Source organism: Priestia sp. JNUCC 25, assembly GCF_053667915.1.
The window spans coordinates 2,650,665-2,675,855 of the sequence record NZ_CM132211.1 but is presented as its reverse complement, the minus strand read 5'-3'; the positions used below and the strand labels follow the sequence as shown (position 1 = coordinate 2,675,855).

Below are 25,191 nucleotides of genomic sequence, written 5' to 3'. Positions count from 1 at the left end.
AACGAAATGGCTATTAATCTTTCAAAAGGACAAAAAGTAGATTTAACAAAAACGAATCCAGGATTAACAAACGTCGTGGTAGGTCTTGGATGGGACGTAAATAAGTATGACGGTGGAAACGATTTTGATCTAGATTCATCTGTTTTTTTATTAAACGGCGCAGGAAAATGTGCTTCAGAATCTGATTTTATTTTTTACAATAATACGACGGGTGCAAACGGAGCGGTTGAGCATACCGGAGATAACCGTACAGGCGTAGGTGAAGGAGACGATGAGCAGGTTCAAGTAGATTTGAAAAATGTGCCTCAATCTATTGAACGTATCGCGTTTACCATTACGATTCATGAAGCGGAAGCACGCGGTCAAAACTTCGGTCAAGTAAGCAACGCCTATGTTCGTATTTTAAATGCAACAAATGACGAAGAGTTAATTCGTTATGATTTAGGTGAAGACTTCTCTATTGAAACAGCAGTCGTGGTAGGCGAGCTGTACCGACACGGTGGAGAATGGAAGTTTAATGCTATTGGCAGCGGCTATCAAGGCGGCTTAGCGGCACTTGTAAACGACTTCGGTTTAAATGCCTAATCATTAAAGTAAGAAAATGTACGGAGGATGTTTTTATGTCAATTTCTTTATCAAAAGGTCAGCGCATTGACCTAACCAAAACGAACCCAGGATTAACAAAAGTAATAGTAGGTCTTGGGTGGGATACAAATAAATATGCTGGATCTCAAGATTTCGATTTAGATGCATGTGCATTTTTAGCCAATAAATCAAGCCAAGTTGTAAATGACGAGGAGTTTGTTTTTTACAACAATTTAAAAAGTCCAAATGGAGCTGTGGAGCATACCGGCGACAACCGTACAGGTGCAGGAGATGGAGACGATGAGCAAATCGCCGTTGATTTTTCTCTTCTTCCTGACCATGTTGAAAAAATCGGAATTAGCGTCACGATTCATGACGCGGATGCTCGAGGACAAAACTTTGGACAAGTATCCAACGCGTTTGTTCGTTTGATTGACGCTGAAACAAATGAAGAAGTGCTTCGATATGACTTAGGCGAAGATTTTTCGATTGAAACAGCTGTCGTTGTATGCGAGCTATACAAGCACGGAAACGATTGGAAGTTTAATGCTATTGGCAGCGGATTTTCCGGTGGCTTGGCCGACCTTTGCCGCAACTACGGATTATCCGTATAAAAAAGGCATGGGATAAATGAAAAAGAAAGGGTGCTTTAACGAGTACCCTTTCTTTTTAGCATGTATATGTCTGAAAAGAAAGGAGCTGTAAGGCGTGAATAAACTAATTGATCCTCATATCATTAATCTTAACGAGCAAAATGGAACTTCTCTTTTTTCTAAAGATGTTTCTCTGCGAGGTGACTTTATACAAAATGAGCAGCAAACTTCCTATAAACAAGTGGCGGGAAGGTATTTAGGCACTCATCTTGATGCGGACGAGTACGCAGCTTTTCTTTATGAACTTGCGCATTCATCATCATCGATCCTTGTCCTGCACGATAAGCTTGATAAGTCCATTTCAAATGATAGATTAAAAGAAGTCCAAACGATTCTTAAAATTAATCAAGAAGAACGCGGTCTTTCTGTCAATCGACTGTTTGCTTTTTTAGAAGGAAAAAAGCTGATCGTGAAGTCAGAAAATCCCGCTATACATAGAAGAGTACGTGAAAAATTTATTGAAACGTTAACGTGTTTTAAAGAACAGCACGCAGAGGGCTTTATGGATGCACAGTTTCAACGCGTATTAATCGATTTAATAAAGTGGCAGTGGAATCATGTGAAATCTTGGATGCTGGATAAAGCCTTTCCCGAGCACGCGCCTCGCATCATGTGGTACGGAGATGCGAATAAAAGCGAGCAGTATTTTCTTCATTATTTGATTTTACTAGGTTTTGACGTCCTCACCTTTCATCCAGAGGGAAAGGATAATTTAAAAGAAGTAGATAAGAATCAACATTTAACAACGGTTTATACGTTTCCTTCTACTAGCTCGCTTTTTCCTTTTCCAATGGATAAACCGGTTCGAAAAGGTACGGTAGCATTTAGAGCGTCTCAAGAAATTGAGCAAGTGCTTCATTCAGAGGAGTCCATGCTGTATAAACCGTGGCAATTTCGTTCGTATTTTCCAACTTCAGTTACTCTTAAAACGACGTATGATGAGGTTTTTTTATTAATGAGAGAACGGGCGTTTATTCGTCCTAATTTTGGAGTGTCAAAGCCATATGTACACGTGCCGGTCTTGTTCTCAAAAGTACTTGGCATTTCTAGAAATCGAAAAGAGTACTGGAGTAAAGTGCATGAGCTCATGCAAACGGAAAATGAGTTAGCTCTGACGATTGATTCTGTTCCTTTTGCCAAAAAGATAGAGGGGAATAATCACTTTCACTATCAAGGAGCTCTCGGAAGTGATGGTACGCTCAGTCCAGATAAAATGATTGAAAGCAACTGGTGGCGCTATAAAGAGCTGCCTATCGGGCTTCAGAAAGGGCTCGCTGCAGCTATTTCCAGGTATTGTGCACATTCAAAGCTCCTTCGGTTAGATCATGAAGATGAGTATCAGCATCAAATGTACTTGTTTAATCAGTCTTTGAAGCTTCCAAACAACGTGCTTCGCATGCTTCAAAAATTTGATTATACGCAGCACGTCCCCCGGCTCATTATTTATCACGGAAATGAACATGAAACGTTTACGCGTGAAGATGCAGCTTTACTGCTTCTATTAAATGAATTCGGCGTTGATATTGTTCTTTTTAATCCGACGGGTCAACTGGATATAGAAGCGTTCGTCGAAGAAAAATATTTCGATATGCACTGGCTAGAAGATATTAGCTTTAATGAAGAATTCAAAGAGCCGTCGCTCATTCAAAAATGGTTAAAACGAATCTTTTAAAGAAAGAAGGGTTTTTAAATGGCAACAAATGAATTACAGCCTTTAGATCTAAACCAAGCGGAAGAAGCTTTAGAAACAAAGCCTAATGAAGTAAAAGCAAAACTGCGAGAAGAACCAGAAGTACGTCGCTTAGCAGAACAAATTGATTATAAAAATCAGCTGGCTCTGCTTGAATATGGGAAAGAAACGGCCAATGAAATTTCCTCGTTTTCTGGAAAAGTGCTTAGTACAATTAAATCGTCCAGCATGGAAGAGTCAAGCCAATTATTAAAGCAGCTTGGAAAGATTATGGATAAATTTGACGCAAAGGATTTTGTTGAAGATAAAGGGTTTTTCTCTAAGCTTTTTAAACGCGGTCAAAAAATAGTGGATAAGCTGTTTCAAAAATATGAAACAATGGGCTCTGAAATTGATAAAGTATATGTAGAGATTACAAAATATGAAACGGAAATGAAGCATTCGACCACAACGCTTGAACAGCTTTACGAGCAAAACTATCAGTACTATATGGAGCTTGAAAAATATATTGTAGCGGGCGAAGTAAAAGTAGAAGAATTAAAACAAGAGTTAAAGGTGCTTGAAGAACGAGCGTCGAGTGGAAACCAGCTGGCGGCAATGGAGCTTCAAACCTTAAAAAACGCAGTTGAGCTGATGGAGCAGCGATTATATGACTTAGAAATGGCAAAACAAGTATCTTATCAATCTGCTCCTCAAATCCGTATGCTACAGCGAGGAAATACAAAGCTGATCGGAAAAATCAATTCTGCGTTTATTACAACGATTCCTATTTTTAAAAATGGACTTATTAACGCAATTGCAGCAAAACGCCAAAATTTAGTAGCCGAGTCAATGAACGAATTAGACAAACGCACAAATGAACTGCTCATTCGAAATGCAGAAAACATTTCACAGCAAAGCGTTAAAATTGCCAAAATGTCCGGTGCTCCTAGCGTAAAAGTAGAAACGATGGAGGAAACGTGGAATATTATTATGAAAGGAATGCAGGAAACAAAAGCAATCGAAGAAGAAAACAAGCGTCTGCGTGAAGAAGGACTTGTTCGCTTGGAGCAATTTCAAGAAAACTTCAAGGCGCTTGAGCATAAGATGTAACGACAAAGCGGGAATCTTCACGATTCTCGCTTTTTTTTTCATATACATTTGCTAGAAGTCTGAATTGTTTAGAAGAGATTAGTCAAAAGCATGAAAGGGTATCAGATATAAAAGAAGTATTATCCAAAATAAGATAGTTATTTCCAGAAGGCGTTTGTGTACTTTTATAATTTAAGTTAAAAACGTAAAAAACTTAATGTTTTTAAGTTTTTTTCTGGCTTTTAGTTTTTATTTGCGCTACAATTAGCTCATATCAAAGTGAAAAAGGAGGGTATTCGGATGTATCAAGAGCAGCGCATGAGTGCGATTGTTGAATACCTTCATACACACCGTACGATTACGTTAGACGAAATTTGCGATATGTTTACCGTTTCAAAAGATACGGCGAGGCGTGATTTAGTCAAGCTTGAAGAACACGGTGAGGTTATGAGAGTCAAAGGCGGGGCGACGCTATCGTCAAGTCACATCGTTGATTATAGTGAACGAACGCCTACCAAAGCGAAAGAACAAATCGCTAAAGAAGCAGCTTCGTTAATTTCGGCGGGCTATGATGTACTTTTAGATACGTCTTCTACCATCGCACTGATGGCGAAGTATATGGATGTAAAGCATGCAACTGTTATTACGAATTCCATTGATAATGTGGATTTGCTCGATCAATATACGACGTGTGATACGTTTTTGCTGCCGGGCAAGTTTAACGGGAAAAACCGTAACGTCACCGGGCCAAGAACGATTTCTACGTTGCAGGAATACAAAGTAGATCAGCTGTTTTTAGGGACATGCGGCGTTGGGGCAGAGAGTATTACATCTCCAAGTGAAGAAGAAGCGTTTTTAAAAAGACAGATGATTCAATGTGCAAGACAAGTGATTATGCTTGCGGATCATACGAAGTTTGAACGTGAATTTTTACACCGAGTATGTGATATGAGCGACATTGATATCTTGATTACAAATAAAGAGCCAGAAGCGGATGTAAAAGAAAAAATAGAACAAAATCAAGTGCGGCTTATCGTCACAGATTTTGATAAAGGAGAGGAAAAACGATGAAAAAAATAAAAGTAGGATTAGTAGGATACGGATTTTCAGCAACGGTCTTTCACACGCCTCTTTTAAGCGTGTTAGACGAATTTCATATTTCAAAAGTCATGAGTTCAAATCCTGAAAAAGTGAAGAGTGACTTAGAAGACGTTGAAGTAGTGAGCACTTTATCTGAACTTCTAGAAGATGACAGCATTGATTTAGTTATTATTACAACGCCTAGCGGCATGCACTATGAAATGGTGAAAGACGCACTTCGCGCAGGCAAGCATGTAATTGTTGAAAAGCCGATGGTTGTATCGGAAAAAGAAGCAAATGAATTAATTCAATTAGCAAAAGAACAAGATGTTCAACTAAGCGTCTATCATAACCGCAGATGGGATAATGATTATTTGACGGTGAAACAGCTGATTGAAGAAGGGAAATTAGGCGACGTTAAAATGTATGAAGCTCATTTTGACCGCTATCGTCCGGCTGTTCGAGACCGCTGGAGAGAAAATGAAGGACCTGGGTCAGGAGCGCTTTACGATTTAGGCTCTCATTTAATTGACCAAGCCTTACATCTTTTTGGAATGCCTGAATTTGTTCAAGCTGATGTGTTTGGTCAGCGAGATCATGCACGTACGGATGATTACTTCCACGTAGTGCTTGGATACGGTTCTCTTCGCGTTATTTTGCATTCAAGCGCTATTGTGCCAAGCAACGGGCCGCGCTTTCAAGTTCACGGAACAGAAGCAAGCTATATCAAATACGGGATTGACGGCCAAGAAGATATGCTAAGAGCCGGCAAGAAGCCTGTGAATGATACGTGGGGAGCAGATCATCCTGAACACTACGGTAAGCTGACAACGGGCGAAGGAGAAACAACAGAAATTGAAACGCTGCACGGTTCTTATGTGACGTATTATCAAAAAATTGCCGACAGCCTGCTTCGAGGAGAAGAACTTCCGGTTTCAGCAGAAGAAGCTCGTGACGTGGTTAAAGTTATTGAAGCGGTATTTGAAAGCAGCAAAGAAAAACGAGCGGTTTATTTTAACTAAGGAGCGAGAAACAGTGAGTAATCATTCGGCAGAGACGCTGCTTGAAAAAGTAGTTCAACAGGAAAAAGAACTGATCTTTCATCAATTTACAAATGACCAGGCTCTACAGCTCGGAACGGCCATTATTAATGAAGCAAAAAGCAAGGGTAAGGCAGTAACCGTAAGTATTAAACGAAATGGTCAAACTCTCTTTCATCATGCGATGGAAGGGGCTATTCCCGATCATGAAGAATGGATTAAACGAAAATCAAACACCGTTCTTCGCCACCATCACAGCTCGTATTATATGAAGCTGTACTGCGAGTTAAAAGATCGTTCTTACGCGCAGTTTTACGCAGCGAATCCTCAGGAATTCGAAGCAGTAGGAGGGTCATTTCCGATTTCGGTTAAAAACGTTGGCGTAATTGGAAGCATCACCGTATCAGGCATGTCACAAGAAGAAGATCATGCACTTGTGGCAGATACGATTCGTAGCTTTTTGCAATAAAAATAAGCGGACTTCGTTGGAAGTCCGCTTATTTAATTAAAAGATGAGTGGCGATAAGGCGTGTGTTTTTTCTACGTAAATAAAAGCATCATATCGTTTTGACAAGCGAGAAGGAACATAATTTCCGTATTGTTCAACCTCTGGGTCATATACAACACCAATGGCGCGGTGGCCTATCGTTGAATGAAAAAATGTTCGATTTTCCTCTGTAAACATGAGGTATTGATCAAAAGCACCTGCTCGGTGGATGGTATCTTCCCAGCTTCCTTCCATAGCTGGAGGAACGGTTAATTCCTGATGAGGATTACCCCAGCTATCAGAAGCAATGACCGTGCCGTGATAAGTTCCGAATCCGACGGCGTAAACATGCTTCTTTCCGTATTCTTCACGGGTAAGCTGACCTACATTCACCATGCCGCTGCTTTTCATGTCCGTTGCTCTTGCATCTCCGATATGAGTGTTATGCTCCCATACAATTCCTTTAGCGCTATCTTTGTAGTAAGATTGAATATATTTTAAAGCTTCTACCATATGACGATCCCGAATATTCCACGATTCATTGTCGTTGGTAATCATCGTATGATAATAAGCTTCAGCATTGCTTGCTACCAGCGCATTTACCTGCATACTAAGCGCAGCTTCAGGCTCATGAGTATAGGTATCTTTCTTTTGCTGAATGGTTTGTAAAAGCTCTAAGATTTCTACCATGCAGTTTTTTCCGTAAAAGGCAGAAGAAATTCCGTACATCTGTGCTTCGCGATGAAAAGGTTCAAAGCATTCAAAGGCTTTTTTCGCTTTCTTTGCATCAGAAGCGTGGTTGTTTTCTAAGTACTCAATAATAGCTTCCATCGATTCCCACAGGCTGTATACATCTAAACCGTAAAAACCTACTTTTGGCTGATGTGCTGGCAAGTTGTTGTTATAATCACGAAGCCATTCAATCAATTCTTTTATTTCTTGATTGGCCCACATCCATGAAGGCCAGCGGCTAAAAGATTTTAAGACATCTTCGGCATCGGCGTACTGAGTTGTATATCCTTTAATATAGCGATTAACTTCAAAACACGAAGGCCAGTCTCCTTCCACTGCTATAAAAGAAAAATCATGATGCTGAATTAATTCTTTCGTAATAGCTGCTCGAATTTCGTAAAATTCAGATGTGCCGTGAGATGCTTCACCGAGAAGTACGTATTGAGCGCGGCTTGCTGTGTTAATAAGCGGCAGTAAGTCATCGATATTAACAAAAGGGATGGAATATTCTTTGATGGCTTCTATCATTTGATTGGTTTTTAGCATATGATCACCTTGTTTTTAAGAAATGGATAGCAAGAGCTTCGTACAACAAGTCTTGCTACCAGTTAAAGGGTTCTTATTTCTATGGATTACCTGCTGAAATGCTTAATGGCAGAATCATTTAAAGAAAAATCTTCTTTAGTAAGCACCGTTTGATTCTGTGTTTCACATTGTTTAGCAGGATGTTCTTCTTTTTTAGAAACAACAGAAAGTCCTTTGTTGTTGTCATATCGATTGTTTGTTGACATTATTGTTCACCTCTTATATCTAGTGTTTGAGGTACAGAAAATAAAATAAGAAGAAATATCAGGAATACCTTAAAAAGAAGTGTACCCTTTAAATTATTTGAACTCATGCAAGAAATTGTCTACACTAAACACTGATACATAAATCGAGTGAGGAGAACGTGAAGAGTTTATGAAGTTGATTTCGTGGAACGTAAATGGCATTCGCGCGTGTGTGCGAAAAGGATTTTTAGATTATTTTCAAGAAGTGAATGCAGATGTATTTTGTATTCAAGAGACGAAGCTGCAGGAAGGACAAATTGATTTGCAGCTAGAAGGGTACGAGCAGTACTGGAATTACGCCGTGAAAAAAGGCTATTCCGGAACGGCTGTTTTTACAAAGCAGAAGCCTTTATCCGTTTCATACGGTGTGGATAAAGAATCAGAAGACGAAGGGCGTATTATCACGCTTGAGTTTGAACAATGCTATGTAGTAAATGTGTATACGCCCAATTCTAAAAGAGATTTAGCAAGGCTTGAAGAAAGGCTTCAATGGGAAGACGATCTGCTCGTGTACTTAAACAAATTAAATAGCCGTAAAGCGGTGATTTTGTGCGGAGACTTAAATGTAGCCCACGCAGAAATTGACTTGCGCAATCCAAAGCCAAACCGAGGCAATTCTGGTTTTACCATAGAAGAGCGAGGGAAAATGACGACGCTTCTTGCTAGCGGATTTCTTGATACATTTCGTTATTTGTATCCGAATCAAGAAGGAGCCTATACGTGGTGGTCGTATATGAACAAAGTGCGAGAACGAAATATCGGGTGGCGCATTGATTATTTTATCGTATCAGAGAGAATTAGAGACGTTATTCAAGGAGCTGCTATTCATCCGCATGTAATGGGAAGCGACCACTGTCCTGTGATGCTAGAATTAAATGTACCCCATCTATGATATCTTTCTATATAATAGAAGAAAAACGGAAAAAAGGTTGGTTCACGCGAACGGTTGCGGTATAGTAAACATAGCGAAAAGTACAGAATGTTCTATGAGATAAAGGGGGAGACAGAGGTGAAGCGAGACTCGCTGCAAACCATTGAGCACGAAATTGCGCTGCTTGTTCGTCTAACAACGACGCACAGTCCTAAGCTTGGAAGCTTGGACCGCTCTGAGTATTTACTGTTAAGCGAGCTAGATCAGCGCAGTCCGCTCGGGATTAATGCATTAGCTGAAAATTTAAAGCTGAGCTTATCTACAGCTAGCCGGCAAGTATCTGCGCTTGAGACTAAACAGTTTGTTCGCCGCTTTCCAAGTCCGGAAAACGGGCGGATTAGTTTAATTGAAATGACGGATTCAGGAAAAGAGATTTTGCAGCATGTACAAAGCAAGCGTAAACAAGCCTATGCTGAAGTATTAGAAGATTGGTCGGAAGAAGAGATTTTAGCACTGGAAAAAAGCTTATCCCGCTTGAATCACGATTTTAAAAAATGGCGCAGTAATGGATGTTAAAGCGAATACATATAGATGAACAAAAAGGCTATTGAAAAATAGTCTTTTTAAGTTGAAACAAAGAAGTTGATTTCTTCTTTAAAAGATGTATAATATGTAGTGCTGCTATAACTTGCATAATACAACTTGTACAATAAAATATGTAAGGAATTGTTAGTCATATGAAAAGAATTTAATAAAAGGAGGAATAAATATGAGTCAGAATAATCCAGCAGTAGCCTCCGACAAACAAGGTTTAAGCGTACCTAAATACTTAATTATGGCGATTTTAACGCTATTTTCAATTGGCCCTCAGTATTTTTTGAATTTATCTTACACGGTCAATCAAGTATTGATTCAAAATCGATTTGATGCGAGTACACAAAGCTTACTATTGCCATCTATTATTTCTAACTTGGCATTTGGACTTGGAGTACCTATTGGTCCGATGCTGACGAAAAAATATGGCGTGCGTAAAGCATACTTAACGTTCGTTTTAGTCTTTTTAGCAGGTTCGATTATCAACGTTTTTTCTGAAAATGTGGCGTTTTTATCCCTTGGTCGTCTGATTCAAGGCTTAAGCTCAGGAATGCTGTTTTTAACCATTATTCCAGCTGCGCTGATCTCGTTTCCGAATAAAATCCGAAACTTCTTTTTAGTGTTAGCGATCGGCGGACTGTTCGGTTCAACGGCGATTGGAGCCTTTTTAGGTGCTGTATCTCTTAGCATGGATAATTGGCGCTGGGTTTTTGTTTTAGGAATAATAGCTTCTCTTGTCTGTCTGTTTATTGGGTATAAGGTATTGCCTGCTCATGATCCAACTCAGCAAGAAGAGCGTCCAGTAGATAAGAAAAGTATCTTTATCCTTAGTCTTATTATGATTTTACTAGTATATCCACTGTATGAACTAAGATATGAAGGATTCGCTTCTATTCAAGTGTGGCCATTCTTATTGGCTGCAGCAGGGTTAGTTGTCATTTTTGTTTTAGTTGATTTAGCGGCTGAAAATCCGTTAGTACCATTAAAATCGCTGCTAGCCGTAAAACCAGTTGCAGGTACAATTATGGCAATTGGCGGTCATATGGCATATATTCTAGCAATCGCAGGTATTAATGGCGTCATGCAAAATGTGCAAAATGCATCGTACACCACGCTTTCTTATTTTTATTTATACTTTTTTGTTGGGGTACTGATTTCAGCATTTGCCACGACATTCTTGTATGACAAGTTTGGTCCAGGTTACCTTGGAGCGATTGGATCACTTCTCATTGTCATTGTAGGATTTAGCTGGGTGAACGTATCAGCCGATACATCACTAGTAAGTTTATATGTTCACATTATGCTCTTTGGTATGGGTGTTAGTATGGCACTGGTATCTGGTGCGCTAGGAGCGGCATTAGCCGGAGATTTACATCAAGCTTCGATGCGTTCGATTTCACTGCACTCCATTCGAAATTTACTAGGAGCCATTATAGCACCTGTAATAGGATGGTTTGTTGTTCGACAAAACGCGATTTATTATGAAGATTTCCGAGGACAAATTAGCTCAGTAGATCCTCAGGTGAAGCTGCAGCTGTCTGAAATGATTAAACGTTATATGGGTATGGGAATGAGTCAAGCGGACGCAAAAACATCGGCTGTGACAGCTGTTGTAGCAAGCGCTAAAAAAGCGTCGATTTTACATGCGTATCACAACTTATTTTTCATGCTTGGTATTTTAGGCGTAATCATGCTCATTGCTTCACTAAGTAAAGCGTGGAGCGGTCAAAATAGAATTCTTGTTCAAAAAGAAGAGGTGCAAGAAAAAGCTGAGCCGCAAGAAGAAAGAAAAATGCTGCCGGCGCCTCAAACAGAAGAAACATCTGTATAATATACTAACTATAGAAAGAAGGAATTCCGATGAGTAAAAGTCGTTTATTGGTTACTAACATTGTTGGAATCATTGTGATTTTATTACTAGTAGGTTTTGGTGGATATTATTTCTACGAAAAAGCAAATTATGTTAAAACCGATGAAGCGCAGGTAGAAGCACCGCTTTCACAAGTTATGGCTTCAGCTAACGGTCAGTTAAGCGAATGGAATGTAAAAGAAGGAGACAGCGTTTCTCAAGGTGACTCTGTTGGAAGCTTAAAAGAAGGCGACAAATCAACAGACGTAACGTCTATGATCGACGGAACAATCATTAAAAACAACGCGTCTCAAAATCAATTAGTAAAAGCTGGCGATGTATTAGCACAAACAGCTGATTTATCTAAAATCTATATCAATGCAAACATTAAAGAAACAGACCTAGGTGATATTGAAGAAGGAGACAGCGTCGACATTACAGTGGACGGAGATTCAGGTAAAGTCTTTAAAGGTCATGTTGAAGCAATCGGCCGCGCAACAAACTCAGTGTCTTCTATGCTTCCTGCTCAAAATACAGGAAACTACACAAAAGTAACGCAAAAAGTACCGGTGAAAATTTCAATTGATGATGCATCAGATAAAGTTCTTCCAGGTATGAATGCGGAAGTGAAAATTTCAATTTAACAACGGAAAAAAAGCTGCTTCCTTCAAGGGAGCGGCTTTTTTTATGCCTAAACAAATAAAATAAAAAATGTGCTAAAAAGGGGATGTATACAAAGGAAATGTGTGGTAAGATACTTCTTGTTTGAAATTGGATATCGGTAAAGAAGGTGATGGGATGACCGCGGTCGAAACAAAAAAAGGGCCAAAAGAAAAGCTGAATTTGTTTTTCTTAACGTGGCCGATCTTTTTAGAAGTGTTTCTTTTTATGTTAATGGGGATTGCTGATACCTTTATGCTAAGTGCGCTGTCGGACGATGCCGTATCAGGAGTCGGAGCAGCCAATCAATACCTTCACATTGCGATTTTGGTGTTAGAGGTCATTGGCAACGGGGCGGCAATTGTTGTCTCTCAGTATTTAGGATCAAAACGGTATATGGAAGCGTCAAAGATTTCTGCTTTGGCCGTTACGTTAAATTTAGGAGTCGGGCTAGTCATTAGCGCGGGTTTTCTTTTGTTTTCAAGACATATGATGGAAGCTATGAACTTACAAGGTGACGTGCTAATGTATGCACAAAGCTATTTATCCATCGTCGGAGGAGCTATTTTTCTTCAAGCGATTATTAACTCGCTTGCAGCGATTATTCGCGTACACGGCTTTACGAAGCAGGCGATGTTTGTTTCACTTGGAATGAACATTTTTCATATTGCAGGAAACTATGCTTTAATTTTCGGGAAGTTCGGCTTTCCGGAAATGGGCGTGCAAGGAGCAGCGATTTCATCTGCGTTCAGCCGATTCGTTGCGCTGATTGTGTTCTTTTGGCTGCTGTATCAAGTGATGGAATATAGAGTGAAATTTCAGTACTACATTACGCTTTCAAAAGAATATATCGGTAAAATTTTAAAAATCGGTATTCCGTCGGCTTTTGAACAGGTTATGTATCAAGGCTGTCAAATTGTCTTTTTATACTATGCAACCTACTTAGGAGCAGAATCACTCGCTGCGAGACAGTACGCGATGAACATTTCGATGTTCATTTACTTGTTTGCCATTGCGATTGGAATGGGTACAGCGATTATTGTCGGCCGTTTAGTAGGCGGAAACGAAAAGGATGAGGCGTACCATCGCGTATGGAAAAGCGTCAAATGGGCCAGTGCCGTAACGATGATGATGGTTGTTCTTGTGATGACATTCAGAACACAGCTGATCAGCGTGTTTACAGACAATCCGCATATCATTGAGCTTGGGGCGACGGTGCTGCTTCTGAGTATTCTGCTTGAAACGGGAAGAACGATGAACATTGTGCTGATTAACTCGCTGCGGGCAGCGGGAGATGCCAAATATCCGGTGTTAATTGGTGCCATGTCGATGGTCATGATGAGCTTGCCGCTCGGTTATTTCTTCGTTTTCCATTTAGACATGGGGCTTGCTGGCATTTGGCTTGCCATTGCAGCCGACGAATGGACGCGCGCAGTTATTATGTTTTTCCGCTGGAAAAGCCGGGCGTGGGAAAACTACGGACTTGTACAGCATGAACCAGCAGCTGAAGAACCAACGCCGGTTCAAGTATAAAACAAAACCTCTGCAGAATGTGCAGAGGTTTTTTGCTATGTAAAAAAGCGAAGTGAAATTGGTCTTTTTACGCAAAAAGCTTTAATTTATGGCAGAAAACGGGTATGGGTACAAAGGAATGGTTTTATTCTACTTATTCTTTATTTTAGATAACGGTATATGGTTGGATGACGTATTTAGACATGAGTCTTTTTTCTCTGATTTTCCATTTTTATCTCAATTCATGAAACTAGAAGCATAAAAAAGAGAGTTTTTTCCTATTTAGCTATAATGAGACAAATTTTATACTTATAATTATTGGATTAAACTCGAATTGTGCGGAACAGGAGGAACGATATGGGGTTAGGAAGCGTATTAGACGGACTGCTGGGTGAAGTATCTGGAAGAGTCTCAGATGTAGAAGGAAAGATCTCTAAGCTAAGAACAGCTAAAAGTAAAATTGAGCATGAACAAGCTGTTTCATTACAAGAAATTGAACACATCAAAAAGCCTGAGCTGGGAGACAAATGGACGGGTACGTTATCGGATGATTTTGACGAAAAACGTACGGCAGCCTACGACAACATAAAAGGCATTTTAGACGGTGATTACGATGGATACATTCGTGAAATTGAAACAAAGATATGGGCGCTAGAAGCTGAAAAAGGAGCTTTGAGTGGCTTGAACGCCGTTATTGGAGAAGCGGATTCTTTATTAGCTAAAGGTGAAGAAGCCTATGACGCAGTAGAAAACAAGATTAGTGAAATTAGAAGGGGGCTGTTTTCATGACAATTAAGCTTGATCACGCTGACGTTATCAAAAAGCTTGAAGCAGTCAGCACAGCGATTGGAAATTTATCCATTAGCAAAATGCCTGACCTTGGAAAAAACAGCCTTGATACTACAGAGAAATGGGAAGCGCGCGAAGAAGAAATTCAAACGCTTATTTCTACTTATATAAAAGCACTAAACAAAAACGTAAAAGATACAAAATCTAATGTAGACTTACTAAAAGAACAAGACGAATCTATTATCCATTCGTAGCAGCAAAGGGGGATGACTGTGGGAAAGGTATACGATGCAAAAGCGCTGTTTGATGTAGCAAAAGACAGGGAAAAAGCCTACAATGAGTTACTCAGCCAGCTGGGTGAACTGAAAAAAGCGCTGCAGGGCGTAGCGGACTTAGAAGGCAGCTTAGAAGGAAAAGGCGCTGACAATATAAAATCTTTTTATAAGCAGCACGCCGATACGGCCGGACAGTGGGAAAACTTAATTAAAATGCAGCAAAGCTATTTTTCAACGCTTCACGTTAAAGCTGAAAAAGCAAAGCTATCAGGAAGCACGATTGTAAATGAATCATTTTTAGAAACGGAGCTAAAAAACGCCAACAGCAATGCTAAACAAATGGTTGCGCAGCAGCACGAAGATCTGCAGAGTATTTTAAACGGCATCGATGATATCGTCTCTATTTCAGCGTTTTCAACGAGTGAGTTTAACGATAAAATAGAAGAAGCAGAGAAAAAACGCACCGATACAATTGAAGCAGTGAACCAGCTAGACGCTGAATGGTCAAAAGAATACAGCGAAATGGACGACTTCTATGCGGTAGTGGATATGCTAGTAAGCGGCTTAGAGCTTGCTACGAGTCAAGGAGGAAGTGTCTATCAGCTTGCCTTTGACGAAAAAGCCTATCACGACAGCGAGCTGTATAAAGTTCAAACAAAGCTAAACGACTATGCAACTTCATATGTTGACTACAACAAGCAGCAAGAAGAAGTATACGAGCTGGAAAAAAAGCAAGAAGAAGAAGCAAACAAGCCGTGGTATGAAAAAACGTGGGACGCGGTTTCTACCTTTACAGGAGAGGTCAGCGGATATTATGATTATAAACGAGCAGCAGAAGGCGTGGACCCTGTTACGGGTGAAAAACTTTCCACCTCACAGCGCGTCGCAGCGGGAGCCATGGCAGCAGCCGGCTTCATTCCGGTTGTCGGCTGGGTAGGAAGAGCCGCAAAAGGCGGAAAAGCAATCTACAAAACAGCTAAAGGCCTAAGCGCAGCCGATCACGCCTTAGACGCCTACAAATCCGCCAAATCCTTCAAAGTCCTGGAGCAAACCGAAAAAGGTCTCTACGGTCTTGTGGCTGCAAACGGGCTAGGAGAATACATGACCGGACGCGACATGTTCGGGAATAAAATCAGTGAAGAGCAGCGTAAAGCTAGTCTTCTGCAAGCATTAGGAATTGCTGGAGCTGGGGCGCTTTCTACGAAGGCAGCGGGGAAAACAGCGAAAGCAGGCGCTAATGCCGTGGCAAACGGAGCGAAGAAACTTAGTGATATGCGGAATGTACTTAGCAAACAAGCGACTCAACGTATTATGCCGCCGCTGCAAAGCGCTCAGAAAGCTTATCGTTCTTCTTCGAATTATATCAAAAAGAAAATTAGTCAAGCCGGAGATATTAAGCTGGCTCCTAAGAAGGTCCGAGTAGTAGAAGAGCCGATCACTGGAACGCGTATGCCAGTGGTAGATGAGTGGATTACTGGAAAAGATGTTGGGCGGATGTTTTCGGTATCAGGCGAAGATAGTACCAACTTACAGCACTTTAATACAGGCTCCCATACAGTAGCTAATGCTAAAAATAATCGAATAGAGTATTTGCGTAGTAAATATGGGAAATTTACTTCAGAAGAATTACATCAGAGAATTAATTTGCGTGATGCTGTAGCCAAAGAAGTTGAAAGATTAGATAAGCTAGGTCTCACTAATAAACAAATGGGACCAGCAGTTGCAGGAACATTTGATAAGACGACTGGTAAATATTATTTTGGAATTAACAATACCCGTGGTGATGTGCCAGAAATACTACATCCAACCATTGATGATAGAATAAATAATATGCCAGAAGATGTTTTAAATGGCTACACTTTCACTTATGGAGCAGGCTCTCATGCGGAAGTATATTCTTTGAATCAAGCACTACTTGCAAACCCTAATGCGAACCCTGACAATTTTATTACACATGTTGTTAGGTCTGGGAAAAAATTGAAGCCGGCAGGTATGATGATGCCAACCTGTCCTCATTGCAATTTTATAACTGAAGGATTTGAATTTAGTTCAGAGGTGAAAAAACATTGAAGGAAGAAAATAAGATTTTAAGTAAACAATATATTGTGGAAAACGGGAAAAATTTTGATGAGAGCTTATGGTTTACTTCTTATGGTGCTGAAGTTTTAGATAATCCAGAAGATGAAGGAGGCAAACCTTTTACTGGGATAGCCTACGAAATTTATGAAAATGGAAATTTGGCTTATTATGGTTATTATAAAGAAGGTTTTATGGAAGGGGAATATGTGGAATTTTATACAAATGGGCAATTGAAGTCCATAGAATATATGATAAAAGGACAGACAAGAGGAATAAGGAAAATGTGGCATGACACCGGGGAAAGAAAATACGAGGGGGAACATAAATTTGGTATCTGTTTATATTGTACTGAATGGGATAAAAAAGGGGAAATAATTAGACAGAAATTTTCTCCTACAGATAGTGAGTTAAAAAGGTTGGGTAGGTTTTCTGATCACGAACTAAGAGGTTAATATGAATATCGGAAATATGAAGGAGAAATTTTCAGAAATTCAAAGTGAATTATTAGGAAGAGTCAATTTAGAAAATAATTTTAATAAGGAAAATATATCTACAGTTGGGGGCGTAGATATAGCTTATTGGAATAGAAATGAAGTTTCTTATGGAACATGTTCTATAGTGATAATAGATTTAAAAACAAAAGAAATAATTGAAACAGTTTACAGTTATGGAAAGGTAGCAGTCCCTTATATGCCAGGATTTTTAGCTTTTAGAGAGTTACCTTTAATCCTAAAGGCAGCCGAAAAATTGAAAATAATACCTGATTTGTATATGTTCGATGGGAACGGATATTTACATTATTGTCATATGGGAATAGCTACACATGCATCATTTTTCTTAGATAAGCCTACTATTGGAGTAGCTAAAAGTTATTTGAAGATCAACAACGTAGACTTTACTATGCCGGAAAATATTAAAGGAGCTTATACAGATATTATAATAGATAAAGAAGTGTATGGAAGAACATTAAGAACAAGAAAAGGTGTCAAACCTATTTTTGTTTCTTGTGGAAATTGGATTGATTTAGACACAAGTATTGAAATAGTGATGAAATGCGTAAATGACGAAAGTCGGTTACCAATTCCAGTTAGATTAGCAGATCTAGAAACCCATAAAATGAGAAAACAATTGTCTCAATAATAAATAAAAAAAGATGCTTAGCATGTTAGGTGAGCATCTTTTTTATATCTAAATAATTTTAATGTGCAATAAATCTATGTATTTGTCTGTTATATATAATTCAAGGTCGGCAATGTGTAAAGTTTTTGTTTTAAGTGCTTATTATTGGGTCGAAACTCTCTATATCATAGCGTGTTGCAGCAGCCGGCTTCATTCCGGTCGTCGGCTGGGTAGGAAGAGCCGCAAAAGGCGGAAAAGCAATCTACAAAACGGCTAAAGGCCTAAGCGCAGCGGATCACACCTTAGACGCCTACAAATCCGCCAAATCCTTCAAAGTCCTGGAGCAAACCGAAAAAGGCCTCTACGATCTTGTGGCTGCAAACGGGCTAGGAGAATACATGACCGGACGCGACATGTTCGGGAATAAAATCAGTGAAGAGCAGCGTAAAGCTAGTCTTCTGCAAGCATTAGGAATTGCTGGAGCTGGGGCGCTTTCTACGAAGGTAGCGGGGAAAATGGGACAAAGCCTTGCGACCAAAGGAACCGAAAAGCTCAACAACATGCGCAACACGCTTCGCACAAGCGCCGTTGCCAACGTCACAAAACAAGCCTACCAAAGCGTCAAAAACGCACCGGCCTCTTGGACACAGTCGCTACATAAAACGTATAACAACATCCTAGACAGCAGCATGCCAAGACTGGGGCCAGAACTTGTGCCGGCTGGTCCAGCACTTGCCCAGCAGACGGTGAGAGAGACCTTGCAGAATGTGAAGCAGCAGACGATGCAGATGATTGGTAAGATTTCTGTTAAAGATAAGCCAGTGAGCGAATATCTTAATGATATAACTACATCAGGTAGAGTCAATAAGGACAAAATGAATCAGCTTAAAAATGCTATTCAAAATAATAGGTTTAGTGTAGAGGAACTTTCAGAAATTAGTGGGAAAATGTCTGAACTAGGCATTACAAAAGAATATAATGAAGTACTCTTAAAAATTGATTTTGGAAAATATCTCACGGGATTAATAGGTGGCCCACCTGAGGCTATGATAAATCCACATGCTCATCATATTTTATTTAAGAAAGGTCTTGGTCAAAAGCAGAAAGAGTTGGTGCAAGAAGGGCAAGAAATATTAAGAAAATATGGAATTGATCCGATAATTGGGCAAGAAAACCTTGTCTGGGCACCGAATGCTGTGGTAGGACAACATAGTATTGACGCCTTAGAAATTGTTGTTCATAGATTAAAAGCTGTTGAATCAGAAGGTGGAGACTTGGATGATATTGTTGACGCTCTTGAAGAGTTAGGTAACTTAGCGAGTAGAAGATAGTGAAGGAGGATGTATTTTGGATCAAAAAAGTATTAATAAATCGATAAGAAATGCCATTAAAGCTGGCGATATAAATTTAGTGAAAAAACTAATAGGTGATGATATAGAGACTTTAAACACTATGACTGCATTTGGTACTTGGTTACATGTAGCTGCTAAAAAAGGGCACTTTCAAATAGTAGAGTATTTAGTTGAAAAAGGAATTGACGTTAATGCTAAAGGTGGAACATTTGATGCTTCTGCGTTAAATTTAGCAGCTGGATCTGGTAATTTAGCTATAGTAAGATATTTAATAGAATCTGGGGCAGAATTAGATGTGAGTCTAGCGAAGAGAAATCCACTTTTTGGAGCAATTTATGGAGGACATAAAGAAGTAGTTAAATATTTAGTTGAAAAAGGAATAGATATTTCAATTAAATACACGGGAGAAAATATCAAAAATATGAATGCCTATGAATATGCTAGGGAGTTTGGACAGACCGAGATTGCTGAATATTTAAAGCAAAAGATGAATGAAAAAGAATAAACTTGAAATTAGCTTTACAGTTATAAGTATTAATGCAAAAAATGAAATGATAAAAGATCTTGATGGGTAATATTCCTTTCAAGATCTTTTGCTTTGTTAAAAATTATGGATGATAAAAGTTCAAGTATCTGTGTGAAAAGATACGGATGGTGCTTGCGTTTTTTATGAGTGTGAGGTTGTGGAACAAATTAACTCAATCTATTGAAATCAAAAAAGTCCTCTATGGTTTTGTTGTCTCAAATGGCTTAGGAAAATACATGAATGGACGTGATTGTTGGGGAACAACTTAGTGTAGGTAAAATAGCTAACAATCATTCTGGTGGTGTCTGGTTTAGTATGGAGAAAGATTGGGCAAATGCTTTAAAGGAAGACCCTCCTAAAAAGTATCGGTAAAAATATTTCCCTCTTATCAAGGGGATTTAATACGCCCTACTTAAATTTAGAATAGCATATCAAATTGAAGCTGAAGAATTAGAGAGAGTAACAGTTAAAAACCAGGCAGGAGGATAAAATTTATGCAAATGGAAAGCCAGTTACAGGAATTGTATCAAGAAATAGCAGAAACAGTTAATAATATGATTCCAGAAGAATGGGAGAAATTTTACTTTTATGCACAGATTGATGAATCTGGAGGGCGAACTTACTTTTTTTATAAATACATTAGAGATCATAGCTACAAATATAGTCTAGATATACTGAAACACTTTAACATATCGGAACTAGAATTTAACAATGAAGAAGATAAGCTTTTTGATCTGAGTGAACAGCTTAGAGAAATTTTAAAAGAAAATAACCAAGAACTATGGTATTCTTTTACGCTAATGTTAGACCAAACAGGGAAGTTCTCTGTATCATTCGATTATACAGATTGGTTTAATACAGATTATGGATTTGTAGCACAGAAAAAGATTTGGAAGTACAAATATTTAAATGAAGTACCAATAGATGAAAAAACCAAAAATTTAATAGAACAATATTTAAAAGAGTATCCACATAATCCTATTTAAATTATTAGATGAATTATGGAAGGGGTTTCAGGGAACTAATGGTAATTTTCCTGATGCTGTGAACTGATGAAGAAGCCGTATGAACAAAAATATCTTAGGAGGTTTCTATGGATAATAAGGAAAAAGCAGTAAAAACCTATGATTTTATTAAGAACGGTGATACAGAACAAGCAAAAGAGATTCTGATTGCAGATAAAAGGTTGCTTGAGTTTATAACTCCTTTTGGAACGTGGCTACATGTGGCTGCTAGAGCTGGTAGTCTTGACATGGTAAAGTTCCTAGTTGAATACGGGATGGATATTAACATAAATGAAGGTGTACCAAAGTCAGCGCCAATTGCACATGCAGCGAGTGTAGGTGAATTTAACATAGTTCAGTACTTATACGATAGAGGTGCAATATTAGATGTAAGCGATTCAAGTAGAAATCCTTTATTTTCAGCGATTTATGGTGGTCATCTTGATATTGTAAAATACCTTGTTCAGAGTGGTATTGATATTACTGTAAAGTATACGGGGGATACGATGAAAGATATGGATGCCTATGAATTTGCGATTGAAAGAGGACAAATAGAAATTGCTGAATATTTAAAGCGAAAGCTGAATGAAAAAGTACAAAAGAGAGTGCTTGAAGACTAATAAAATCGTATATAACAGGTCACAAAGCTAATAAAAACAAGGAGGTTCATCTCATGCTAGAACCTATATATGCTGAAAACGTAATTGTCGGAGTGGTACATAAAAAGCAGTTTCAATGGTATGTAACCGATCGAGAGCTATGGTATTTAGATTATGTAAAGTTTGCACAAGCTTTTGAAAATGAAGGTGATTCAGCGGTTAATGAATACATCGAACCTGAACGAAAAGGGATCGAAGTTCTCAGCAATGAAAATGCTGAGCTTTTTTTAAAACGTATAGAGTCGTATCAAGCAGACACAACTACTCTTTTAAAGCTGTTTGAAGATAAAATAGAAAGCGTAGATGAAGAAGACGTATTAGATTTTAGCCCTTCGTTTTTGGTGGATTTTGATCAAAAGACGTTTTACTCACTGTTTCCTGAGCCGGCTTCATTTGAAGAATATGTTCCAAGCGATTGGAAAGGAACGTATAAAGACTTTACAGGTTTGATTCCAAAAATAGAAAAGTATTGGGTAAATAAGGACGGGGAAAATTTATTTGAGCTGTGAAAGCAAACAGGGCATGGAGGGATAATGTTGTTTCGTGTTCAAACATTCATTAAGCGTCCAGGTATTTTGATTACCGATTTATCATCTCTATATGAAAAGGAATCTACCTATTTTATCGAGATATCAAATGAAGCAGAACTCATTCGTTACGGTAATCAGTTTGATTTTACCTGTCTTGAAGGAGCTATTAAGCTTGAATGCTACGGTGAGTCGCTTCTTGATGTATCTGCATGGGATGTTATAGATGGGATGTGGCTTTATTTGTTGGATGCAATGGAGAATTTAAAAGAGACCGGGTATGGAGAGATGAATTTTCCAAATCAAGCGTTAGTATTAACCTTAAAATCGGCTTCTGAACAGTTTGTACTGTATACCTTGCATACATCTCCTCCCGTAAAAGCAGTGCTTCCAAAACAAGACTTTTTTATGATGGTGTTAGGAGGAGCGGAGCAGTTTTTTAAAACGATGGAGAGATGTTTTAAAGGGAACTTTCAGTATTTCAGTGAAATTAAACGTATTGAAGCGTTAAAAAGGCAGTAAGGAAGACGAGGTTGCTAGTAAAAGACTACAGGGACTATGGCCACAGTTTGACGGCAAGTGTAATTACTCGGCGGGCGCTGCCTTTTTCGAGCTGTTGTCCGATAGCACTTGATGTTTGCACCCAATTCACTTCATCCGGATAATTCGTAATCACTCCGTCACTTTTTGTTTTCCACAAAAATGAAGCCGGAAGCCGCTTGCTTCCAGACCACGGTGATATTTTCATTCCGGCAGAATGGACTTGGTGGATGAGAGTAGGCGTTAGGATGTCATAGGACGGGTTAAAGTAAGTGGCAAAAGCGGCTAATTGCTGAATTGAGTTTGGGTTTGCATCTCGTTCTGAAGAAGTTAGTATGCCTATAGGAACATTTGGGAGAAGCTCATGCATCTTTTTCATGGATGAAACGTTAAAAGACTGAATGATAATGTGATCGAGCTGTCGCTTGTTGATTTCAAAAGCTACTTTTCTTTCAATTCCAGGATAAAGTTCCGGAGCTTTTAACTCTATCAATATACCGATTTTTCCTTGAAATTCATCTAACACTTGTGAAAGAGTTGGAATTTTTTCATTCGTAAAAGAATTGTCTTTCCAGCTTCCTGCGTCCAAGCGCTGAAGCTCAGCGTACGTTAATTCTCGAACGTGCCCGCTTCCGTTTGTCGTTCGGTCTACGGTACGGTCATGCATAATAACGAGTACACCGTCTTTGCTTTGCTGCACGTCAAGTTCAATGTAATCCGCATTCATTTCTAGCGCTTGGTGAAAAGCAGCCATTGTATTTTCAGGTGCGTAAGCGGAGGCTCCTCGGTGCGCGATATTTGTGAGTTTTTCTTCCGTGCGTGCAAAAGCAGAAGAGGCAATCGAACAGCATAACAAGGCGACGGCGCTTAGACCAGCTAAATATTTTTTCATCACGTTTCTCTCCTATGCGTTGATATAGAAATAGCGTAACGAAAAAATGTGATGCTGATATAGCGAAAGTATGTAGAAAGCGTTGACATTTCGTAAAGAAAAATAGGGACTTTTTCCTGGTGATGTTTACAAAAAATGCGTAAAAGAATAGTGATTTTAATTAAATATTAAGGAAACAGCGCTATAATAAAAGGTGTAAAAAAGAATAGGAATTTCTTAGAAAATAGTTGTATAATAGGTGAGTCAGTCAATGAAAGGAATGGAACATGGATATTCAGTACATACATACGTTTACGATGCAAACAAAAGAGGAGTGCCGGACGCTTCAGCAAAAGCTAAAAGCACAAATTGATTTAACATCACGCGTCAAAATGGCGCATATACATAACTGTGCTGGTGTTGATGTTGCGTATTGGGAAGAAAACGGCGTATTCTACGGAGCGTGCAGCATTGTAGTGGTTGATTATCAGACGAAAAACGTTGTGGAAAAAGTGCACAGTGTAGGAGAAGTAACGGTTCCTTATCTTCCTGGGTTTCTAGCTTTTCGAGAGCTTCCTTTAATACTTGAAGCGGCTAAAAAACTTCAAGTAGAGCCCGATGTGTTTTTATTTGATGGCAACGGATATTTGCACTATGAGCATATGGGAGTAGCCACACATGCTTCGTTTTTTCTCAATAAACCCATCGTTGGAATTGGGAAAAGCTATTTAAAGATCAAGGGATATGACTACGTTATGCCTGAAGATGCAGCAGGCGCTTATGAAGATATTGTGATTGATGGCGAAGTTTATGGTAGAGTAGTAAGGACAGCAAAAGGAGTAAAGCCTATTTTTCTGTCGTGCGGAAACTATATTGATTTGGACATGTCGTATCAGCTCATGATGCATTTTATTTCCAAAGAAAGTAAGCTTCCGATTCCGGTGCGCCTAGCAGATCTGCATACGCATGAGCTGCGGAAAAGGTATCGGCAGTCAACAGGGAAGTAAGCTGTTCATAATGAGTTCATAGTTTCCTTTTATACTGATGGTTGGAATATAGTAGTAGTGTAAAATTATTAAAGAATGAGTAAGGTGATTAAAGGTGAGTTCATTTGTTGCGAGTATTTTAGATTTTCTAACGAGCCTTGGCTATCTAGGTATTGCGCTCGGTTTAATGATTGAAATCATTCCAAGTGAAATTGTACTAGCTTACGGAGGGTATATGATTTCTCAAGGTATGATTAGTTTTCCTGGAGCAGTCATTGCCGGAATTATTGGCGGAACGATTGCACAGTGGTTTTTATATTGGATTGGAGCCTACGGAGGACGTCCGTTTCTTCAAAAATACGGCAAGTACTTATTTATTCATGATAAGCATATTGATCTTGCGGAAAACTGGTTTAATAAATACGGCGCGGGCGTTGTTTTCTCTGCTCGTTTTGTCCCGGTTGTTCGACATGCAATTTCGATTCCTGCAGGTATTGCTAAAATGCCGTTTTGGAAATTTACGTCTTTAACCGTGTTAGCGATGATTCCTTGGTCGATTTTATTTATTTACTTAGGGGGAAAGCTAGGCGAGAACTGGGCGAACATTGAAGACGTAGCAAGCAAATATACGCTTCCGTTTGTAGTTGCGGCATTTGTTATTATTGTTCTTTATTTCGTATTCAAACGCACGCGTACAAAGCGCGTATAAGATCGTTTTTTGACTGAAAGCATGGCAAAAAGCCATGCTTTTTTTGCATGCGCAACCAGAAGCTCTTTTATTTGCTCATGACTTCTTCAAGTGCTATTATT

29 protein-coding genes and 1 pseudogene are annotated in these 25,191 nt (G+C 39.1%); 27 read left to right on the top strand and 3 right to left on the bottom strand.

Annotation, left to right across the window (positions count from 1 at the left end; genetic code table 11):
* Positions 1–6 precede the first annotated feature (6 nt).
* From JNUCC25_RS13650 to JNUCC25_RS13620, 7 genes are all read left to right on the top strand, one after another.
* Complete coding sequence (locus tag JNUCC25_RS13650; RefSeq protein ID WP_013057396.1) at positions 7–585, top strand: TerD family protein; 579 nt, start codon at positions 7–9, stop codon at positions 583–585.
* 35 nt (positions 586–620) lie between these two features.
* Positions 621–1,199 carry a TerD family protein gene (locus JNUCC25_RS13645; RefSeq protein WP_013057395.1) on the top strand — a complete coding sequence of 193 codons (579 nt, stop codon included), beginning with the start codon at positions 621–623 and terminating at the stop codon, positions 1,197–1,199.
* Between the two features lie 94 nt (positions 1,200–1,293).
* The gene (locus JNUCC25_RS13640; protein WP_029322230.1) at positions 1,294–2,910 is read left to right on the top strand and encodes a YceG family protein; all 1,617 of its coding nucleotides are present in this window, start codon (positions 1,294–1,296) and stop codon (positions 2,908–2,910) included.
* A gap of 18 nt (positions 2,911–2,928) precedes the next feature.
* Positions 2,929–4,020 carry a toxic anion resistance protein gene (locus JNUCC25_RS13635; protein WP_029322228.1) on the top strand — a complete coding sequence of 364 codons (1,092 nt, stop codon included), beginning with the start codon at positions 2,929–2,931 and terminating at the stop codon, positions 4,018–4,020.
* Positions 4,021–4,299: 279 nt separating this feature from the next.
* Positions 4,300–5,070, top strand: coding sequence for a DeoR/GlpR family DNA-binding transcription regulator (locus JNUCC25_RS13630; RefSeq protein WP_029322226.1), 771 nt, complete (start codon positions 4,300–4,302; stop codon positions 5,068–5,070).
* Positions 5,067–6,101, top strand: coding sequence for an oxidoreductase (locus JNUCC25_RS13625; RefSeq protein WP_064471756.1), 1,035 nt, complete (start codon positions 5,067–5,069; stop codon positions 6,099–6,101). Before JNUCC25_RS13630 ends, JNUCC25_RS13625 begins: the two co-directional genes overlap by 4 nt.
* Positions 6,102–6,114: 13 nt before the next feature.
* Entirely contained in the window at positions 6,115–6,588 is a 474-nt protein-coding gene (locus JNUCC25_RS13620) for a heme-degrading domain-containing protein (protein ID WP_029322221.1), read from the top strand.
* Between the two features lie 36 nt (positions 6,589–6,624).
* On the opposite strand, the gene JNUCC25_RS13615 is transcribed toward JNUCC25_RS13620, so the two are convergent.
* The gene (locus JNUCC25_RS13615; RefSeq protein WP_029322220.1) at positions 6,625–7,884 is read right to left on the bottom strand and encodes an erythromycin esterase family protein; all 1,260 of its coding nucleotides are present in this window, start codon (positions 7,882–7,884) and stop codon (positions 6,625–6,627) included.
* Between the two features lie 86 nt (positions 7,885–7,970).
* Positions 7,971–8,129 (bottom strand): hypothetical protein, encoded by a 159-nt coding sequence (locus JNUCC25_RS13610; protein ID WP_171843219.1) that lies wholly within the window; start codon positions 8,127–8,129, stop codon positions 7,971–7,973.
* A gap of 169 nt (positions 8,130–8,298) precedes the next feature.
* On the opposite strand from JNUCC25_RS13610, the gene JNUCC25_RS13605 reads away from it, so the two are divergent.
* The 18 genes and pseudogenes from JNUCC25_RS13605 to JNUCC25_RS13520 all read left to right on the top strand — a co-directional run bounded on the left by JNUCC25_RS13605 (position 8,299) and on the right by JNUCC25_RS13520 (position 22,506).
* Positions 8,299–9,060 (top strand): exodeoxyribonuclease III, encoded by a 762-nt coding sequence (locus JNUCC25_RS13605; RefSeq protein WP_029322218.1) that lies wholly within the window; start codon positions 8,299–8,301, stop codon positions 9,058–9,060.
* 117 nt (positions 9,061–9,177) lie between these two features.
* Positions 9,178–9,615, top strand: a complete 438-nt coding sequence (locus tag JNUCC25_RS13600) for a MarR family winged helix-turn-helix transcriptional regulator (RefSeq protein ID WP_013057387.1) — start codon at positions 9,178–9,180, stop codon at positions 9,613–9,615.
* A gap of 193 nt (positions 9,616–9,808) precedes the next feature.
* On the top strand, positions 9,809–11,464 hold the full coding sequence (locus tag JNUCC25_RS13595; RefSeq protein WP_064471755.1) for an MFS transporter: 1,656 nt from the start codon (positions 9,809–9,811) through the stop codon (positions 11,462–11,464).
* Between the two features lie 29 nt (positions 11,465–11,493).
* Positions 11,494–12,126, top strand: a complete 633-nt coding sequence (locus tag JNUCC25_RS13590) for an HlyD family secretion protein (protein ID WP_013057385.1) — start codon at positions 11,494–11,496, stop codon at positions 12,124–12,126.
* A gap of 154 nt (positions 12,127–12,280) precedes the next feature.
* Positions 12,281–13,675, top strand: a complete 1,395-nt coding sequence (locus JNUCC25_RS13585) for an MATE family efflux transporter (RefSeq protein WP_078081897.1) — start codon at positions 12,281–12,283, stop codon at positions 13,673–13,675.
* 336 nt (positions 13,676–14,011) lie between these two features.
* On the top strand, positions 14,012–14,443 hold the full coding sequence (locus JNUCC25_RS13580; protein ID WP_078081896.1) for a YwqH-like family protein: 432 nt from the start codon (positions 14,012–14,014) through the stop codon (positions 14,441–14,443).
* Positions 14,440–14,697, top strand: a complete 258-nt coding sequence (locus tag JNUCC25_RS13575) for a YwqI/YxiC family protein (RefSeq protein WP_013083474.1) — start codon at positions 14,440–14,442, stop codon at positions 14,695–14,697. Before JNUCC25_RS13580 ends, JNUCC25_RS13575 begins: the two co-directional genes overlap by 4 nt.
* An 18-nt stretch (positions 14,698–14,715) precedes the next feature.
* Positions 14,716–16,788 (top strand): T7SS effector LXG polymorphic toxin, encoded by a 2,073-nt coding sequence (locus JNUCC25_RS13570; RefSeq protein ID WP_078081895.1) that lies wholly within the window; start codon positions 14,716–14,718, stop codon positions 16,786–16,788.
* Positions 16,785–17,249: a toxin-antitoxin system YwqK family antitoxin gene (locus tag JNUCC25_RS13565; protein ID WP_016766119.1), complete on the top strand. Its 465-nt coding sequence runs from the start codon at positions 16,785–16,787 to the stop codon at positions 17,247–17,249. Before JNUCC25_RS13570 ends, JNUCC25_RS13565 begins: the two co-directional genes overlap by 4 nt.
* Before the next feature lies 1 nt (position 17,250).
* The gene (locus tag JNUCC25_RS13560; RefSeq protein WP_029322206.1) at positions 17,251–17,937 is read left to right on the top strand and encodes an endonuclease V; all 687 of its coding nucleotides are present in this window, start codon (positions 17,251–17,253) and stop codon (positions 17,935–17,937) included.
* A 173-nt stretch (positions 17,938–18,110) separates the two neighbouring features.
* Positions 18,111–18,449 (top strand): annotated as a pseudogene (locus JNUCC25_RS13555) (T7SS effector LXG polymorphic toxin); the annotation flags it as partial.
* Positions 18,432–19,247 carry an AHH domain-containing protein gene (locus JNUCC25_RS13550; protein ID WP_253880837.1) on the top strand — a complete coding sequence of 272 codons (816 nt, stop codon included), beginning with the start codon at positions 18,432–18,434 and terminating at the stop codon, positions 19,245–19,247. The pseudogene JNUCC25_RS13555 and the gene JNUCC25_RS13550, both read left to right, overlap by 18 nt.
* Before the next feature lie 16 nt (positions 19,248–19,263).
* On the top strand, positions 19,264–19,773 hold the full coding sequence (locus tag JNUCC25_RS13545; RefSeq protein WP_029322202.1) for an ankyrin repeat domain-containing protein: 510 nt from the start codon (positions 19,264–19,266) through the stop codon (positions 19,771–19,773).
* A gap of 261 nt (positions 19,774–20,034) precedes the next feature.
* The gene (locus JNUCC25_RS13540) at positions 20,035–20,166 is read left to right on the top strand and encodes a hypothetical protein (protein ID WP_255260857.1); all 132 of its coding nucleotides are present in this window, start codon (positions 20,035–20,037) and stop codon (positions 20,164–20,166) included.
* A gap of 128 nt (positions 20,167–20,294) precedes the next feature.
* Positions 20,295–20,780, top strand: coding sequence for an immunity protein YezG family protein (locus JNUCC25_RS13535; RefSeq protein ID WP_029322200.1), 486 nt, complete (start codon positions 20,295–20,297; stop codon positions 20,778–20,780).
* A gap of 107 nt (positions 20,781–20,887) precedes the next feature.
* Positions 20,888–21,418, top strand: a complete 531-nt coding sequence (locus JNUCC25_RS13530) for an ankyrin repeat domain-containing protein (protein ID WP_029322198.1) — start codon at positions 20,888–20,890, stop codon at positions 21,416–21,418.
* Between the two features lie 53 nt (positions 21,419–21,471).
* The gene (locus tag JNUCC25_RS13525; protein ID WP_029322197.1) at positions 21,472–21,966 is read left to right on the top strand and encodes a hypothetical protein; all 495 of its coding nucleotides are present in this window, start codon (positions 21,472–21,474) and stop codon (positions 21,964–21,966) included.
* Between the two features lie 24 nt (positions 21,967–21,990).
* Positions 21,991–22,506: a hypothetical protein gene (locus JNUCC25_RS13520; RefSeq protein ID WP_140456838.1), complete on the top strand. Its 516-nt coding sequence runs from the start codon at positions 21,991–21,993 to the stop codon at positions 22,504–22,506.
* A gap of 34 nt (positions 22,507–22,540) precedes the next feature.
* On the opposite strand, the gene JNUCC25_RS13515 is transcribed toward JNUCC25_RS13520, so the two are convergent.
* Complete coding sequence (locus tag JNUCC25_RS13515; protein WP_078081894.1) at positions 22,541–23,416, bottom strand: glycerophosphodiester phosphodiesterase; 876 nt, start codon at positions 23,414–23,416, stop codon at positions 22,541–22,543.
* A 266-nt stretch (positions 23,417–23,682) separates the two neighbouring features.
* Here JNUCC25_RS13515 and JNUCC25_RS13510 point away from each other — a divergent pair, with 266 nt between their 5' ends.
* Together JNUCC25_RS13510 and JNUCC25_RS13505 are read left to right on the top strand one after the other, a co-directional pair.
* Positions 23,683–24,402 carry an endonuclease V gene (locus JNUCC25_RS13510; protein WP_078081893.1) on the top strand — a complete coding sequence of 240 codons (720 nt, stop codon included), beginning with the start codon at positions 23,683–23,685 and terminating at the stop codon, positions 24,400–24,402.
* 94 nt (positions 24,403–24,496) lie between these two features.
* Positions 24,497–25,090: a DedA family protein gene (locus JNUCC25_RS13505; RefSeq protein ID WP_013057365.1), complete on the top strand. Its 594-nt coding sequence runs from the start codon at positions 24,497–24,499 to the stop codon at positions 25,088–25,090.
* Positions 25,091–25,191: the final 101 nt, after the last annotated feature.

Coding starts and splice junctions, on each gene's coding strand:
- JNUCC25_RS13510 (WP_078081893.1), top strand. CDS start 23,683: ATGGATATTCAGTACATACATACGTTTACGATGCAAACAAAAGAGGAG.
- JNUCC25_RS13595 (WP_064471755.1), top strand. CDS start 9,809: ATGAGTCAGAATAATCCAGCAGTAGCCTCCGACAAACAAGGTTTAAGC.
- JNUCC25_RS13525 (WP_029322197.1), top strand. CDS start 21,472: ATGCTAGAACCTATATATGCTGAAAACGTAATTGTCGGAGTGGTACAT.
- JNUCC25_RS13535 (WP_029322200.1), top strand. CDS start 20,295: ATGGAAAGCCAGTTACAGGAATTGTATCAAGAAATAGCAGAAACAGTT.
- JNUCC25_RS13540 (WP_255260857.1), top strand. CDS start 20,035: ATGGACGTGATTGTTGGGGAACAACTTAGTGTAGGTAAAATAGCTAAC.
- JNUCC25_RS13585 (WP_078081897.1), top strand. CDS start 12,281: ATGACCGCGGTCGAAACAAAAAAAGGGCCAAAAGAAAAGCTGAATTTG.
- JNUCC25_RS13630 (WP_029322226.1), top strand. CDS start 4,300: ATGTATCAAGAGCAGCGCATGAGTGCGATTGTTGAATACCTTCATACA.
- JNUCC25_RS13560 (WP_029322206.1), top strand. CDS start 17,251: ATGAATATCGGAAATATGAAGGAGAAATTTTCAGAAATTCAAAGTGAA.
- JNUCC25_RS13645 (WP_013057395.1), top strand. CDS start 621: ATGTCAATTTCTTTATCAAAAGGTCAGCGCATTGACCTAACCAAAACG.
- JNUCC25_RS13590 (WP_013057385.1), top strand. CDS start 11,494: ATGAGTAAAAGTCGTTTATTGGTTACTAACATTGTTGGAATCATTGTG.
- JNUCC25_RS13530 (WP_029322198.1), top strand. CDS start 20,888: ATGGATAATAAGGAAAAAGCAGTAAAAACCTATGATTTTATTAAGAAC.
- JNUCC25_RS13550 (WP_253880837.1), top strand. CDS start 18,432: ATGGGACAAAGCCTTGCGACCAAAGGAACCGAAAAGCTCAACAACATG.
- JNUCC25_RS13515 (WP_078081894.1), bottom strand. CDS start 23,416: ATGAAAAAATATTTAGCTGGTCTAAGCGCCGTCGCCTTGTTATGCTGT.
- JNUCC25_RS13580 (WP_078081896.1), top strand. CDS start 14,012: ATGGGGTTAGGAAGCGTATTAGACGGACTGCTGGGTGAAGTATCTGGA.
- JNUCC25_RS13610 (WP_171843219.1), bottom strand. CDS start 8,129: ATGTCAACAAACAATCGATATGACAACAACAAAGGACTTTCTGTTGTT.
- JNUCC25_RS13635 (WP_029322228.1), top strand. CDS start 2,929: ATGGCAACAAATGAATTACAGCCTTTAGATCTAAACCAAGCGGAAGAA.
- JNUCC25_RS13615 (WP_029322220.1), bottom strand. CDS start 7,884: ATGCTAAAAACCAATCAAATGATAGAAGCCATCAAAGAATATTCCATC.
- JNUCC25_RS13575 (WP_013083474.1), top strand. CDS start 14,440: ATGACAATTAAGCTTGATCACGCTGACGTTATCAAAAAGCTTGAAGCA.
- JNUCC25_RS13625 (WP_064471756.1), top strand. CDS start 5,067: ATGAAAAAAATAAAAGTAGGATTAGTAGGATACGGATTTTCAGCAACG.
- JNUCC25_RS13520 (WP_140456838.1), top strand. CDS start 21,991: ATGTTGTTTCGTGTTCAAACATTCATTAAGCGTCCAGGTATTTTGATT.
- JNUCC25_RS13605 (WP_029322218.1), top strand. CDS start 8,299: ATGAAGTTGATTTCGTGGAACGTAAATGGCATTCGCGCGTGTGTGCGA.
- JNUCC25_RS13650 (WP_013057396.1), top strand. CDS start 7: ATGGCTATTAATCTTTCAAAAGGACAAAAAGTAGATTTAACAAAAACG.